Here is a 14,727-nt window from a genome sequence, read left to right as displayed (position 1 = left end):
TGGTGGCCAGCATTGATGCCAACAAGAAGAATTTAGGTCAGCAGGAGGAGAAATACTATCAGGTGATTTTAAGCCCCAGCCAGCGCGAGTTAAACCATATTGGTAGCGACGAAGGGAAGTTGGAAGCCTACACACGATCCGTGATGGAAGGCTACGCCCAAAATTTTGGAAAGGGGATAAAAAGTCAGGATTTAGTTTGGTTTGCCAAAATTGAACAGGGCCGTAGCCACTCCTATCAGGACCGAGCTGTACAAACCGGCGAAGTAGTTAAAGGCCAAGCGAAAGAAGGGCCGCAAACCCATGTGCATATCATTGTCAGCCGGACGGAGAATTTAACCCGATATCAGGAACGCAAGCAGGCCGGCGAGTTGGATCGGAAGAATCCGTTAAAGCTAAGCCCAGCGACACACCACCGCAACACCAACCAGGGCGCGGTAAAGGGCGGATTCGATCGTACGGCCTTCAAACAGGCCGCTGAGCAAACGTTCGATCGTCAGTTTAATTATGATCGCCCTCTAACGGAAATGTTTCTCTACGCGAACGTAATGGATAAAGGCAGCAATGCCGAGCGGTTAGCCATGCGTCAGGCGGCCCAACAACAAGAGAGAGAGCTTGCTCAGAAACTAGGTCAACACGTAGACATGTCGAAAACCCAGGCTGTAGCTGAGAAAAACACATTACAGCCTCAGACAATCGAGCCAGTAAGTCCAAAGCTGTCCGATCGGGAGGAACTGATCAAGCAAATGCTAGAAAAATTAGACTCACCCCAGCAGCAGCGTCTAAGGCAAAATGGCCCTAGTTTGTAACGGGGGTAGGCTGCTCAACTTGAAAGTCTTTGGTACACTTGCCTAAAACTAAGAGTAAAATCAGATTAGATATTTATTTCCACAATTAAGTAGAAAGAACATGCCAATGAGTTAAACTATTGTATATTAATAAGTTAACATCAAAATTATGTCTAAGTCTAAAGCACGAAATTGGCGCAAGTGTCTTTTACTACTGTTCATTATTGTAGTAAGCACCTCCAAAGTTTTCAGCCAAAACTTTAACTTTTATAGAGATTACAAAATCGTTAAACTACCTGATAAGAAAGACGCACTGCAAGTTCAAGGTAAAGATTATCAGTTAAATAGACCTGTTGAATTAACAAGTTGGGTGGGTGATATATATCAGAGATGGCATATTGAACCATCAGGCGAGACAGATGCTACAGGTAAATACTGTTGCTTCAAAATATTGAGTAAGTGTGATGCAGCCATTGCTGATGTTAGTAACCAGATAGTTCACCAAAAATGGACTGGAGCAATTAATCAACTGTGGACTTTTGAAGAGAAAGGTGGCAATGGCAGATGGTCTATTAAAAATAAAGCTACTGGCCGTTATCTTTTAGGTTCAGTATTTAGTGTTGAAGAATTACCTAACAAGTTAGAAGTTGTGCCTTGTTACCCTATTAGAAGACCAATCCCAACTCAGCCTACGACCCCAACTCAACCTACAGCCCCAACTCAACCTACAGCCCCAACCCAGCCTACAGCTCCAAAATATAAAACCGAAATCCGCCCAGTAGCTGGTGGTAACTGCTACGGCAACAGTGACCCATATTCAATTCAGATGTATGCCTATAATACAGACAAAGGGAATTCGTATAACGTAACTATCGAAACGGAGTGTATTACAAATTCAATAATTAAAACATCATCTAAAGTATACCACCTAACAGCAAATGGCAAGCAGTTACTTGGCTGTTCACAATATTTAGACCTAGGGTCAGTAAGAGTTTGCAAATACACAGTAAAAAAAGAAACTAAGTAGAAGTGTGACAACTAAAAAAAATACAACATAGAACTCCTAATGAGGGAGTAGTCAGATGTTGTACTTTCCCAAGTTTATTGTATAATGGGCATTATGTGATGTGAATAATTTGAGATAGAGTTTGGGGTTGCTTAAGTCATAGAGCCTTTGAAATATTATATTACCACTGTATAAGGTTAACTAACACATTCAGAGTATATCCGCCACGTAAAGTCTATAAAGTTTTGTTAATCAATTAGTTATACTGATTTAACTGATCAGTACGGGGGCTAGTTCGGCAAGTAGAATATAATACTCGTAATACGTGTGAATTCGAGTTGCTAACCGCTTCATTTCGGGCTTAGATGGTCTTAACGTCGTTTAAAGGGGTAAGAGCATCAAAATTGGGTCGCTTTGCCGTTTCGTACAAAATCCGTCACTTGGGCGGCACCAAACTTATAATAGTTTGATTATCAATTGAATGGATCTAGAAAGTTGGGTTTATAAAATGAAAACCAGAATAGTTAATGGACCTACTTTATGAGCCTGTTTTTTGAATTATTTCGCGCATTTGAATCGCTAATTGCCTGTAGTTCAGAAAGGTGTGACTTTTTGAATCTTGACTTCTGAAAGCCGCTGATTCGAATAAATTAGTCAAGTGACGGATTTTGTACGAAACGGCAAAAACACCCCGCTGAGCAAATCCACGAACATCTTCGTTAATGTACTGTCCTGGGGTCTTACCAACTCGCTCGGCAGCTTTCTCAATCACACGTTGGGTATCTGCTTCAATACCTCGAACTGACCAAGAAACTGGTGCAGTAGTTTGGCGAGCTGGTCGGCCCATTTTTAACCAGCTTTTCGGTAGGTGTAGTGCTTAAATTACTTTCTGTCATACCGTCTTAAGCATCCATATGCTTATATATCATACATTATGTATGACATACAAGTACGAAGAAGTAGGTTATTGAGAAAAATGTAGGGCAAAAAATATTTTATGAATTACATGAAATGACATCAGTATTTAAAAAGACAATAGAGCAAAGAATATTTCTTTAACAATCATAAGATACGATATGGAACAAGGAGAAGAAGTTCTAATGGCAAATCTATTTTTGCCATTAGTAAAAGATTTAATACTCCCTATAATTGAAAAAATTTTAAAAAATGATACAGATAAACATACAAAATCTGAATCATTAATTACAGACTTTAGTGCTTATTTATGTAAAAGATATTTAAAATATTCTTACATAGATACTATCACATTTCCAAACAAACAGACCTTATTTGAACAACTATATGAGCCACTAACTTTGACGACAGTCATCAAGAGAAATAAACAAGTTGATATAAAAGTCAATAAATTTCCTGATGAAATTTTTTCAAACTATTATAGGTGTATTATAGAAGATACTGCTGGAATGGGGAAATCAACTGTTTTAATGAAATTATTTAGAACAGCTATTGAAGAAAAGAAAGGTGTACCGATATTAATCCCTTTGAGGCAAATTAATAAAGACAATGATTTTATAACTGAGTTTCAGAATCAGCTGTCAATAACAGGAAATTTAATACAAACTGATGTACTATATGACTTGCTCAAACAAGGCAACTTCATATTTCTATTTGACGGATTTGACGAAATTTCTAACTCAGATAGGGATTTCGTTATAAACGATTTACATAAATTTATAGAAAATGCAGCAGATAATTATTTCGTATTGTCTTCTAGACCAGAGAATTCAATTGCATCATTTGGTGATTTTCAGAAGTTTCATGTCAGACCACTAAACGATGATGAAGCTTTTAGTTTAATCAAACGTTATGACTACTACAGTTTTCAACCTATCGCCAACGATTTAATTAAACAACTAAATGATAATACTGAAAAATCTTTAAAAGATTATCTTACTAATCCTTTTTTGGTGTCATTGCTGTATAAATCTTTTGACTATAGAAAAGATATTCCTCTAAAAAGAAGTCAGTTTTACAGACAAGTGTTTGATGCTTTGTTTGAAGCTCACGATCTATCAAAGGAAGGTTACCTAAGAAGAGATAAACATAGCAGGCTGCATTCCGATGACTTTGATAGAGTATTAAGACACATAGGTTACCTGACCTCTATTGAAAATAAAGTTGAGTACGATAAAGATTATATACTCAATATGATTAATAAGGCGAAAAAATATACGCCCGATTTAGATTTTAAAGCAAGCGACTTCTTGAAAGATTTATTAGAAACGGTACCGCTATTTAGAGAAGATGGAGCATATATAAAGTGGGCACATAAATCTTTGCAAGATTATTTTGCTGCAAAATTTATTTGGGTTGACTCCAAAGAAAATCAAATAAAAATATTGAAAAAAATTTATAACGATTCTCATAATTCACGGTTCTTAGTTTTGTTAGATTTATTTTATGAGCTAGATACTAATGCTTTTGAGAATAGCATTTTGTTATGGTTTTTACAAGATTTCGAAGAATATAGTAATTCTTGTGAAGAATTAAAAAACATTCCTCATAAACTAATGAAGAAAAGAATAGAAAGAAGCTTTACTCACAACTTTAGTGTAATATTTTTTTCTGAAAAAACTTTCAAGAAAAAACACCCTGATTATAAAGATACTCCTTTTATTTCTCAGAGCTTTGACAAAGCATATAAAATATCAGAAGAATCTGTATGTTTTGTAAAACAGATTCGAGAATCTAAAGCTATAGCTGTGTGCATAGTAGAATTAAAAAATCGAAATTTTGAATTTTTAAGACTTATATCGCATAGACATCCTTTACTTTTGATAAAAAAATCTTTTGAAAACTTTGTAGAAGGAAAGATATCATTACATTTAAATAAAATATTTCATTTAAATTACGATGATGGCAATTCCTTGAATGATATACATATGTTTAATATAACTACTTCTCTGTTATCTATTGCCTATTCTATTAATTATGATTATGCTAAAGAACTGTTAAAGAAGATAAATATTAGCAATGATAAAGATGTGTTGAATGAGCTGACAAATTGGTAGCTGTATACACCATCAATGGGTCTGCTTATAATATGATTGAAGCAGTATTTAGGCATGAGACCGAGATTACAGCTGGTATCGCCAGTGCTATACTAGCCATAGTTGCGTTGGTTCTATTGAGGGTGCTGTTGTAGCTTCGGCAACCTATAATACTATGTATTACCTAAGTACAAAGCTTGAAAAGGGAACTATAAGGCCTATTGGAATTGGTGCAGAATCTTGTTTAAGTCCCTTAACATATTACGTTTGAAGCGCAGTTCAAATTCACCCCTTTCCTGATTAATTTGACTGCCGTGAAGAGCAACCAGTGCTTGTAAACAGCTTAATTACAGGTATTTATAATTCTAAGTAAAAGTATTGTATCACCTTTATACTTTACCCGTATATTAAGTGGTATTAAAAGTCGTTAGAAATTCGTCTAATAAGATTAATTGACAATCAATTTTACCTGATACTTGTTGGATCAATCGACTATCTGTAGTTACAATTATACGATTATTTGGTAAGGTATATGCCGCTTCAAATAAGTAAGTATCACTAGAATAGTTACCATGAGCTAGTAATTCAGTTAATACTACAGGTAAAGTTTCAATCTCATTATTTTCGACGAAGAGACACTTATCTGAATTTAATAATACTAATTTAATAAATGCTTTTACTGGTCGTAACGCCAAAGGATTATTTTGGAAATCCTTTTCTATTTTAAATAATTTGCTTAAAAAAGGACTAGGGCGGCGAACTATAATTCTCGTATTCTCTTTCTTGAGAAGTGTTTCGAAAAACTTGAGTACTTTATTATGATCTTCTCTGGATGCTGTTGGCTTTAGGTACTCAGGTAGCCATTCATTTACTATAAAGTCCATTTAATTAATCAGGTAAGCTAAATAGATCTTTAAGGTTTTCAAGTTCTGCTTCATAAAAATTCTTTAGTCCACCTTGAATCTGCCCTTTATCATTAATCGCTTGTATCTCAATTTGAGTGACCCCTTTCTGATCTTTCGTTAAGTAGTATGATTTTAGATCTTCCGAAGAAATTTTTTTCTCAACAACATTTCTCAGTAACGCATTTATAAAATGTTCGCTATGCGTTGAAATAATAAATTGTTTTTCTTCTACGTCTGCTATATTGACAAGTGTATCTACTAATTTATTTATTATAGTTGGATGTAAATGTATTTCAGGTTCATCAATACAAATTAAACGACTATTTTTGTTTAAAACTTTTGCTAGTAAAGATACTAATTGGTTTGTGCCTAAACCTTCGTTAACCAAATCAGATACAAAAGCAGTATCTCTATCTCGTGTTTGAAGATAAAAATTAGATGTTCCTGGCGTTACTCTAACACTGAATGTTCTGTCTACTATTTTTTCCAAATAATGGGCAACTCTACCTTCTAAGTCACGGTCAGTAGAGAGTAGAGTAGCAATTTCATCTTCAGTCCATACTTGTGGCTGTAGTGGAACTGCTCCGAAGAAAGGTTTAGTAAAGTTTCGACGGGTTGAAACTCCATCAACAGATGACAATGCGCTTAAATGACTTACTAATTGTTTTTGGATGTTAACAACATGCTCATTTGCACTTGAAGAGGGTTTGTTAACAACCACGTTACCGCTTATTCCATACCAATTAATAGCAAGTTCTCCTCCATCATCGTAATTAACTGTTTCATTTACAACTTGGCTTCCTGCAAATGGAAAGCTTATATTTAATTTTAATTTAGGATAAAAATCTCCTATTAATTGAAAAAATGATTCTTGTTTACCAATTGATGCGGTGAACGTATTATTTAAGTTTGGATAGGATTCATCCGAGTAAGTTATTCCTAACGATATGTTAGATGTGTCTCTCTTTTTGAAAACTGTTTGCGTAAAGCCTCCTAAACTAATAAACGGGAATGTAAAGAAATTGTCAATCGACTGATTAGGGTTTGATAAAATATTTTTTAAAGAGAGTAATGCATATATAAAACTTGATTTCCCACTGTTATTAGCCCCTGTAAGTAGTGTAAATTTCCCCAAATCTAAGTTGACGTTAGAAATACTACGGAAATTTTCAATATTTAGCTTATTGATCATATGATATCTATATTTTGTGAGTCCATTTTAATCTCGCTTAAAATCTACCAAATACATTTGTTTGTATGGCTTTAAGCACGTTATAGTTTTGGTTTTTTGTTTTTAACACGTTGTTGATTTGGTGTTCGAAGATACTACTCGTAAGTCACAGTTCGTCCGAAATTTTATTATTTACCTATTATAGAGCACCCAAGGCGTCTATGCATAGATAAGAGCTCTTTTGTTACTATATAAACGCTCGTTTGTATAGTAACAAAAGAACCATTTTGCCTTTATCTACTATGAAAAAAGCGATTGCCTATTATCGGGTGTCTACAGATCGCCAAGGCAAAAGTGGTTTGGGATTAGAAGCCCAAGCCGAAGCAGTCAGCAATTTTGCCGAGCGCGAGGGTTATGAGGTTGTGGCCACTTTTACGGAAACTGAGAGTGGGAAGAAAAGCCAACGCCCCGAATTATTGGCCGCTCTTGCTCAATGTCGCAAAGAACGGGCTACGTTAGTTATCGCTAAGCTGGATAGGCTGAGCCGTAACGTTGCCTTTATTTCCAATCTAATGGAAAGCCGAGTTGATTTTAAAGCAGTTGATAACCCTCACGCCAACCGGTTGATGGTTCATTTATTAGCAGCCTTTGCCGAGCATGAGCGGGAGCAGATCAGCATTCGGACTAAGGATGCATTAGCCGCAGCAAAACGGCGTGGTGTGCAACTTGGTAAGCATGGAAAAGAGGTATTAAGCCAAGAGAATGCAACCGCAGCGGTAGAGTTTGCTGCACGTTTACGCCCAACTATCGAACACTTACAAGCCGCTGGTTTTACCACTGTTAGGGCTATTCGGGATGAATTGAACCGTCAACAGATTCCCACCTACAGAGTGGGTAGCAAATGGCATATCCCGAATGTTTATGCAGTCTTAAAGCGTTTAGAATGATTATTGGGATATAGGTGTAAATTTACACCTAAGAATAGGTGTTGTTTGTAACTAAAAAAAGCACCTTTATATTATAGATAACTGTATGATTTTCACTATTGGGGGCATAAAAGGAGGCACGGGTAAAACAACAATATCAACAAACCTCGCAGTGTGGCTATCTCAGCGAGGAGCTGACGTTTTATTAGTAGATGCTGATGAGCAGGAAAGCGCAAGTGATTTTACTGCTTGGCGAGAGGAGACTAGAAAAGGCCAGTTAGGTTATACCCTTGTGCAGCTTAATGGGCCGACCGTTCGCAGACAAATAGAGCAGTTACGACCTAAGTACGATCACATTGTTATTGATACTGGAGGACGTGACACAGCCAGCCAACGAGCTGCACTTTTTGTCTCGGATATATACTTAATTCCATTTGCTCCCCGTAGTTACGAGATTTGGACGCTCTCCAAAGTACAAACCCTGTTAAGTGAGATTCAAGGAAGCCGATCCACGCCACTACAGGTTTATTCTTTCTTAAACAAAGCTGATACACGTGGAGCCGATAACAATGAAGCAACTGAGGTTTTACGGGAAAACGAAGGACTGAATTTTGTGGATTATGCGGTTATTAACCGCAAGGCTTTTGCTACCGCAGCTAGTAAAGGGTTATCTGTTTTTGAAATGGTGCCAATTGATGAAAAAGCAGTTACCGAAGTAGAAGCATTGTTTAGTCATGTTACAGGCATTAAAAAATAAATCCTATGGCAGTATCACCACCACCTAAGAAAGTAACATCCGCTAAATCTGGTGAGCAACAGACAACTAGGGGACAGGAAAAGAAAATAGAGGAAATTATAAATCGGGGTAGTACAACTGTTAGCCAGTCTGAGCCGCAGGATCAAATCAAGAACTTCAATATCAAAATCATGTCCAGCCAGCTTACAGAGGTTGATCAATTACGAACCAAACGGCCACGTAAGCCGACAAGTCCTAAGCTGGGTATTTCCCTTCAAGATTGGATCATTGAAGCTATTGAGGAGAAGATACAAAGAGAAAAAAAGAAATACAACACAGGTTCTTAATTGAACCTTGTTTTACACCTAGAATTAGGTGTAAAACAAGGTTCAATTAAGAACCTGTGTTAGTTTGCGCACCAGCATATCAGAAAGAATATCATATATGTACTCAAAACATTGGCAGATATGATTGAGATTAAAATTCCTAAAGCTCCCAATATAGCTATTTTATTAACCAATTATCTAAATCAAACAGGCTACATAGGAAATATATATAATTTACTATTTGACAAAACAGATGAAAAGTTTTTTGATTTTGGAGACTTTGTTAAATCTGATAAAGTGTTTTCAATATTATGCAAATTAGTAGAAGAAAATTTTGAATATACAATTATTGATAATAAAAATGATATTTTGAATACAAGATTTTTGGAGGAAACTATAGAAGATAAAGAATGTAATAATCTTTTAGATATACAGAACCAATTTAAGGGTTTTAAAATGGAATGCAAAAATGGTGAACATTCAATTGCTGCTATTCAGCATGAATACATGTTATACTGGTATAATTTAATGAATATAAGAATCTTATATTTAAGGGTTCAAGATGGAAAAAAAGAATATCAAAAAGCCTTAAACTATTCAATGTTTAGATTATATAATGTTTTTTCTAATTCTACATCAATCAAGGAATTCTTGCACCATTTGTTTAATGAATATTATAATGGATATATATTGAAAAATGATATGTTAATAAATTTATTTTTAAGTTATACAAGACTTTATATTTTATTAGATAAAAATCGAGCAAATAATATTCCTATATATAAAATTAGTGTTAACGACTTCTATGACACGTTATTTAATGTAGATAATCTTTACGAAGAAAAAAATAAACATACTGTTATTGATGCGTTTAGAGCTTTAATTGATTATTGTAATCATAAGTTTCATGATTCTATCAATAGTAATGATGAAACTGAACTATATTTGTCTCATGCGAAAATAAGTGGCTATGTGAAGCTTATAAGGCGTCTAGAATCGCTGTTCCCTTTCTTGTCAGAAAATATCATTTTAAGTTATTACATTCAGTTTTTTGAAGAATTGTCATGTGATTGTTTTACATTCAATTTAAATGATATTCGATTATTATTAACCCCATTATACTCGCATTGGCTACTTAATGTTTTTACATTATATCCAGATAATTGTAATATTCAGAGCTTAAGCGAATTGAGAAAAGAAAGGATATTTCTTTCAAATCAAGTAATTTCTTTTTTAAATGAAAAAGAAATTAATATAGATAACAGAGATATCTTGATGAAGGAAGTTGATATTTTATTTAGTCATGTTGACTATAGAGTTGCATTACCTATTAGTTATTTAGCTGGAATCTCATACAGCTGTATGAGAAGTCAATCATTTGATAAAGAATCTTTTGAGTCAGAGTTTAATAAGCATGGTGTATTTTCTGATGAAATATATGAGAGGTATAAGAATCTAGATATGTATAATTATAAAGAGTTAGACTCAGAAGAATTATCAAGTATACAGAATACACATATCTCCTTAGTGAATGACGAGATCAAAACTCTTATATTTAGTAGCCAGCTGGAATGGAGAAGTTTAGATGAACGTATGAACAATTATGCTAAATACGAAGTTTTATATCCATATAATTCATCTGTTATGCATGATATTGCAATATTCTTAGATGAAAATAAAATGCATAATGATGCTTTGTCTATAATTATTAAAGCCATCATTTTAGATTTTAATAATTTATTACTATGGCAAAGTTTTTCAATAATTTTATCAAATCTTTCCTATAAAGAAGATTCACATATCGCAAGTTTTATTGCAAGATTAGAATCATAAATATGATGAACATAATACCTTTTACGAAATTGTTAATCTCTGCACGTCAATTAAGCGATGGTGTTCGTAATGCCACAGGACTTGTGGAAAACTGGGAGAGCGTTATAAATACTGAAGCAATAGAAAACTTACAAAGATTACATAATGGATTGTTTTGCTTCTTGGCCTTTAATTCTGTTGTTGATAAAGAGATATTTGATTATATTGAGAGTGGAGCTTTGGCCGCAGAGAGTGGTGATAAATTGCTGATTTTGTATGTTGTTAATTGTCGTATGCCATCTGCGTCAATAGTAACTAGTCAAGAATTATCTTCTTTATTGACTATCAGAAACGACTCTAATCCTTGCATGGAAATTATCAGTAAAATATTCGATAATAAATTTCATCCAGTTCTGCCAGCTTTAGTGATATATGATAATTTAGTTAGTTCTAAGAGTGCTATATATATTCCTTTAAATAATAAACAAAATCTTAGTAAAGTTGATTGTTTAAGATTTATTGTTAAAGTTATTCAAGATAAGAGTTTAAGGAATATTGATAAGGAACAGAGTTCAATAAATAAATTAAGTACTGCATTCACAATTGCTAATTTAAGTTTTGAAAAAAATATAAACTACACGTTTGGAGAATGCATGATCAAGACATTTCAAACTATAGTTAAATTTAAAAGTGACTTAATTTCTATTTTTGTATAAATTAGATAATTTTCATTAAAGTTGATATAAATAATTACATAATTATTAAGGGTTGAGCGCAATTTGAACTTCTTGTTTTAGCTGTTCTTGAGCGGCTTTACCCATTTTGACGAATACAGAATTACAGTATTTTACCCGGTTCTCTATCTTGTTATCTGAGTTTTCCTTTAATTGCCAATCGTATATCAATTTATTAGCAGTTTTAGTGCCAATATCTTCTAAGTATAGAGCAATATTTTTGTCTGCTACTTTCCATGCTCGGAGATTCGCTACTACTTGAGATACAACAGTATGTTGTAGCCAGAACTCCGGTATTTTTCCATCCTGCTTACGTTTTAGTGTAAACTTGAAGCCTGTTATCTTCTTGCGGCCCCGCGTCATGCGGTCAGTTTCATAAACCGGCTCATAGCTAAACGCCAGGTTTGTACTGGCTAACTCTTCCAACGGCTCAGTAATGGTACGGTTAATCAAGTCTCGTGTATCAGGGTACTTCATTCTAGCGTTCCCATTTTTATCTCGCTTGACCTTGCCTCGCTTGTCTTTCTCCTGAGCGCAGTCCATAAGCTGTCTGTACTGCTCAATAGTAGGACACCACATGCCCGTATCTCGGAAAGCTGAAAGGATTTCAAAAAATCGCATCGAGTACCAGCTTTTCAAACCCATGTAATTATTAAGCTGATAGGTCGAGTAATGAGCGATCTGAATAAAGTATGGCTCTAGCTGGGGATTGAGCAGCACCGTAATAACTCCATCTTTATACCCTACCGCCCGTTCCTTTGTCGAGTCGAGTAGGTGCCGAGCGAACCACTCTGACTTATCTATACTTTCAAATTCCCAAATAGCAGCCAGTAACTCACGTAGCGCTCCCTGCACCTCTTTATAAGCAGTTTCTTTGGTTATTCCGGAATCAGTAATGATGTCCGCAATACGAAACTGATAGTAAGGGCGTAGTTTAAAATCGTCGTCTCGGATTTGGTCGATCACGCGGGCCATAATCCGTTTGGCAGCCACGCTCATACGGCCTTGACGGGCGAACGTCACATTCCAGTGCTGTTTGATAATGTCTTTGTGTTTCGGCTCATACGTTAGGCCGAGGGGTAACACTAATTGAGTACTACGCTTGTCTTCCATCTTCATAACCGGGATGCCGAAGCCATCCGTTTTTGTTCCTTCTTGCAGGCAATAGAACGAAGATAAAATTAAAAAAACAGACTTATAAAATATATGTCTGAAAAAGGCGGGGTATTTGTCGGTTTATTAGCTTTCTGACTGGGGGTATTTGTCGGTTTATTCAGGCATCTGACTGGGGGTATTTGTCGGTTTATTAGCTTTCACTCCGTATATATATTAACTATAATAGTGAAATTTCCTACTATAATAGTTGTGCAACGCGCGTTGCTAAAAAAATGTGGATAAGGTTGAAAAGACTAAAAAAATTGAAGTAGAGAGGAGCGAAAAAACAAAAAACAAAAAGGAGCGCGCGTTTGCTAAAAATAGGCACCGGGCCCGCAACTATATTTTTAGTTAGCAACAATTTTTTTACTAAGCAGTATTCTGATAGTATCTTAGTCGCATAGAGACAGGTAGCAATACATATGAACAAAGCCTGTTAGCAACGGCACCTATTTAATCCCTTTTCCATATGTATTTATTCCAGGAGCAGACAGAGGAGGATTTGCAGGAAGCTGAGTATCGACCTACCATATACCGAAACATTGCCCTGATGCAGGGCCGAATATAACTAGGTGAAGCCGCCCGGATTAGTGGCCACCATGTAAAATAACCAACCTTAAATAAAACAACGGGAATGGAGCTTGATACTATTAAATCGAAAGCCCAGCAGCTTATTCTACTTTACAAGCAGACCGATTCATACAGGCAGGAGTGGCAAGATACTACAAAACCCCGGTTGATTGAAGTTCTCACTTCAATTCAAAATGAGGTGAAAATTGGCTGGCTTGTCCAGACTGTTAGCCAGATTACGAACTTGGAGAACATAAACATTCAGTTCGGAGCGCAGAAGTCGGGCATTACTAAGAATGATAATATAAATCAGAGCTACAGACATTTTGTGAAACAGGGTGCCAGTTTACTCTTTGGTCAAACAGCTAATGGAGAAATTGCTGTAGTTGTTACGTACCCGTTCATCGAGGAGTGGGTAACACAAAAACCCGCTGAGGTCATTGATCGAGTGCCCCCACACTCGATCACAGAGGACTTTATACGTTTGCAGGTGGAAAAGTTTCTTGATGAAATGATTAAGTGGGAAAACTCAGACGCTTCGCATAGCAAAATAGGTTTTAGCCTATAAGAGCAGTCAAGTAAAACAACCCATCAAAAGCGCGGAAGCGTGGCGTATGCCCTCCTACGGAGTGCGGCGTGATACGGTCTTACAAAGAGCGAGCGGGAACAGTATTTTGCTACGCTGCATACTGTTCTTCCGCCCGCCCTACGGGATTTTTAAAAACATAATAGTCTATTATACAGTATTTTATAGGATAATTTTACTTCATAGAATAACTGATTATATTTGTGTTTTACAGATATATATCTGTATAGTGAGTATAACTATCTGATAATCAAAATATAAATTCTGTATAATTATCTGTATTTTATGGAGAAGGAGAAAGAAAGAGATAAGCAAGTGTCGGTTTCACCCGCCTTGTTTGCCGACTTTGAACGGATGGCTGATAGCTATGGATTGACCAACAAAGCCCTGCTCGAAACGATGATTCGTTACTTTCAGGCAACCAAAGCTGACCCCAGAGACCCCAAAAGTGATAATCCGACCGATGCCATTAAAGCTCTGGATAAGCGGTTAATCTCCTTTATACGCCAACAGGAAAAGCAGATCCTTAAACCCATGCATGACAACATGCAGATCCTGAACAATAGTGGTCAGGAGCAAATGGCGACCGTCAACACGTACATGAAAGCCATTGCGGAGGCCTTAGATGGTGACCTACTGAAGAACATTCGCTTGTCCCACATTCGTACGATCGGCGGAGCCATACGGCCTGAGCTACTGACCGAGCCCTTTAAAAAGGTTTACGAAGACGTAAAGAATACCAAGCCAGGCCCAGTTAAACCGGGTCAATCTTAATTCCCTTTCCCACATGGTAGCCAAGATTTCAGGCGGCAGCGGGGGCAGCTGTCGAGGTTTAGCGGAATACCTAGAGAAAGAAACCCAAGGGCAGTGGTTTAGTCATGATCAGACACAGCTTCCTATGCCTGACGTGGTGGCCAGCATTGATGCCAACAAGAAGAATTTAGGTCAGCAGGAGGAGAAATACTATCAGGTGATTTTAAGCCCCAGCCAGCGCGAGTTAAACC

15 protein-coding genes are annotated in these 14,727 nt (G+C 36.2%); 11 read left to right on the top strand and 4 right to left on the bottom strand.

The genetic code is table 11. The features are described from left to right. On the top strand, nt 1-806 hold an 806-nt coding region (locus ACYVEA_RS33695; RefSeq protein WP_461117777.1), incomplete at its 5' end, for a DUF5712 family protein. Nucleotides 807-954: 148 nt separating this feature from the next. After that, nucleotides 955-1,812, top strand: coding sequence for an RICIN domain-containing protein (locus tag ACYVEA_RS33690; protein ID WP_461117776.1), 858 nt, complete (start codon nt 955-957; stop codon nt 1,810-1,812). Nucleotides 1,813-2,329: 517 nt separating this feature from the next. Here ACYVEA_RS33690 and ACYVEA_RS33685 read toward each other — a convergent pair. Continuing rightward, a complete protein-coding gene (locus ACYVEA_RS33685; protein ID WP_461117775.1) occupies nt 2,330-2,638 on the bottom strand; it encodes a hypothetical protein in 309 nt (102 codons plus the stop codon). 229 nt (nt 2,639-2,867) lie between these two features. Here ACYVEA_RS33685 and ACYVEA_RS33680 point away from each other — a divergent pair, with 229 nt between their 5' ends. After that, a complete protein-coding gene (locus tag ACYVEA_RS33680; protein ID WP_461117774.1) occupies nt 2,868-4,823 on the top strand; it encodes an NACHT domain-containing protein in 1,956 nt (651 codons plus the stop codon). Nucleotides 4,824-5,209: 386 nt separating this feature from the next. Here the strand turns inward: ACYVEA_RS33680 and ACYVEA_RS33675 are convergent, their stop codons facing one another. Beyond that, nucleotides 5,210-5,686: a hypothetical protein gene (locus ACYVEA_RS33675; RefSeq protein WP_461117773.1), complete on the bottom strand. Its 477-nt coding sequence runs from the start codon at nt 5,684-5,686 to the stop codon at nt 5,210-5,212. Between the two features lie 4 nt (nt 5,687-5,690). After that, nucleotides 5,691-6,899 carry an AAA family ATPase gene (locus ACYVEA_RS33670; protein WP_461117772.1) on the bottom strand — a complete coding sequence of 403 codons (1,209 nt, stop codon included), beginning with the start codon at nt 6,897-6,899 and terminating at the stop codon, nt 5,691-5,693. Nucleotides 6,900-7,180: 281 nt separating this feature from the next. Here ACYVEA_RS33670 and ACYVEA_RS33665 point away from each other — a divergent pair, with 281 nt between their 5' ends. The 5 genes from ACYVEA_RS33665 (at nt 7,181) to ACYVEA_RS33645 (ending at nt 11,394) form a co-directional block, all read left to right on the top strand. After that, entirely contained in the window at nt 7,181-7,825 is a 645-nt protein-coding gene (locus tag ACYVEA_RS33665; RefSeq protein ID WP_461117771.1) for a recombinase family protein, read from the top strand. Between the two features lie 85 nt (nt 7,826-7,910). Then, entirely contained in the window at nt 7,911-8,561 is a 651-nt protein-coding gene (locus tag ACYVEA_RS33660; protein WP_461117770.1) for an AAA family ATPase, read from the top strand. A gap of 5 nt (nt 8,562-8,566) precedes the next feature. Then, nucleotides 8,567-8,887, top strand: a complete 321-nt coding sequence (locus ACYVEA_RS33655; protein ID WP_461117769.1) for a hypothetical protein — start codon at nt 8,567-8,569, stop codon at nt 8,885-8,887. Between the two features lie 120 nt (nt 8,888-9,007). Further along, entirely contained in the window at nt 9,008-10,699 is a 1,692-nt protein-coding gene (locus tag ACYVEA_RS33650; RefSeq protein ID WP_461117768.1) for a hypothetical protein, read from the top strand. Between the two features lie 5 nt (nt 10,700-10,704). Beyond that, complete coding sequence (locus tag ACYVEA_RS33645) at nt 10,705-11,394, top strand: hypothetical protein (RefSeq protein ID WP_461117767.1); 690 nt, start codon at nt 10,705-10,707, stop codon at nt 11,392-11,394. 45 nt (nt 11,395-11,439) lie between these two features. Here the strand turns inward: ACYVEA_RS33645 and ACYVEA_RS33640 are convergent, their stop codons facing one another. Next, the gene (locus ACYVEA_RS33640; protein WP_461117766.1) at nt 11,440-12,525 is read right to left on the bottom strand and encodes a replication initiation protein; all 1,086 of its coding nucleotides are present in this window, start codon (nt 12,523-12,525) and stop codon (nt 11,440-11,442) included. A gap of 676 nt (nt 12,526-13,201) precedes the next feature. Between ACYVEA_RS33640 and ACYVEA_RS33635 the strand changes: the two genes are divergently transcribed. The 3 genes from ACYVEA_RS33635 to ACYVEA_RS33625 all read left to right on the top strand — a co-directional run. Continuing rightward, on the top strand, nt 13,202-13,705 hold the full coding sequence (locus ACYVEA_RS33635) for a hypothetical protein (protein ID WP_461117765.1): 504 nt from the start codon (nt 13,202-13,204) through the stop codon (nt 13,703-13,705). A 303-nt stretch (nt 13,706-14,008) separates the two neighbouring features. Then, complete coding sequence (locus tag ACYVEA_RS33630) at nt 14,009-14,497, top strand: BfmA/BtgA family mobilization protein (protein ID WP_461117764.1); 489 nt, start codon at nt 14,009-14,011, stop codon at nt 14,495-14,497. 13 nt (nt 14,498-14,510) lie between these two features. Continuing rightward, nucleotides 14,511-14,727: DUF5712 family protein (locus tag ACYVEA_RS33625; RefSeq protein WP_461117763.1), on the top strand; the 217-nt coding region annotated here is incomplete at its 3' end.

It is taken from the genome of Spirosoma jeollabukense, from assembly GCF_054777855.1.
Note: the sequence above shows the minus strand (reverse complement) of the source record. Positions and strands in the feature narration are given on the sequence as shown.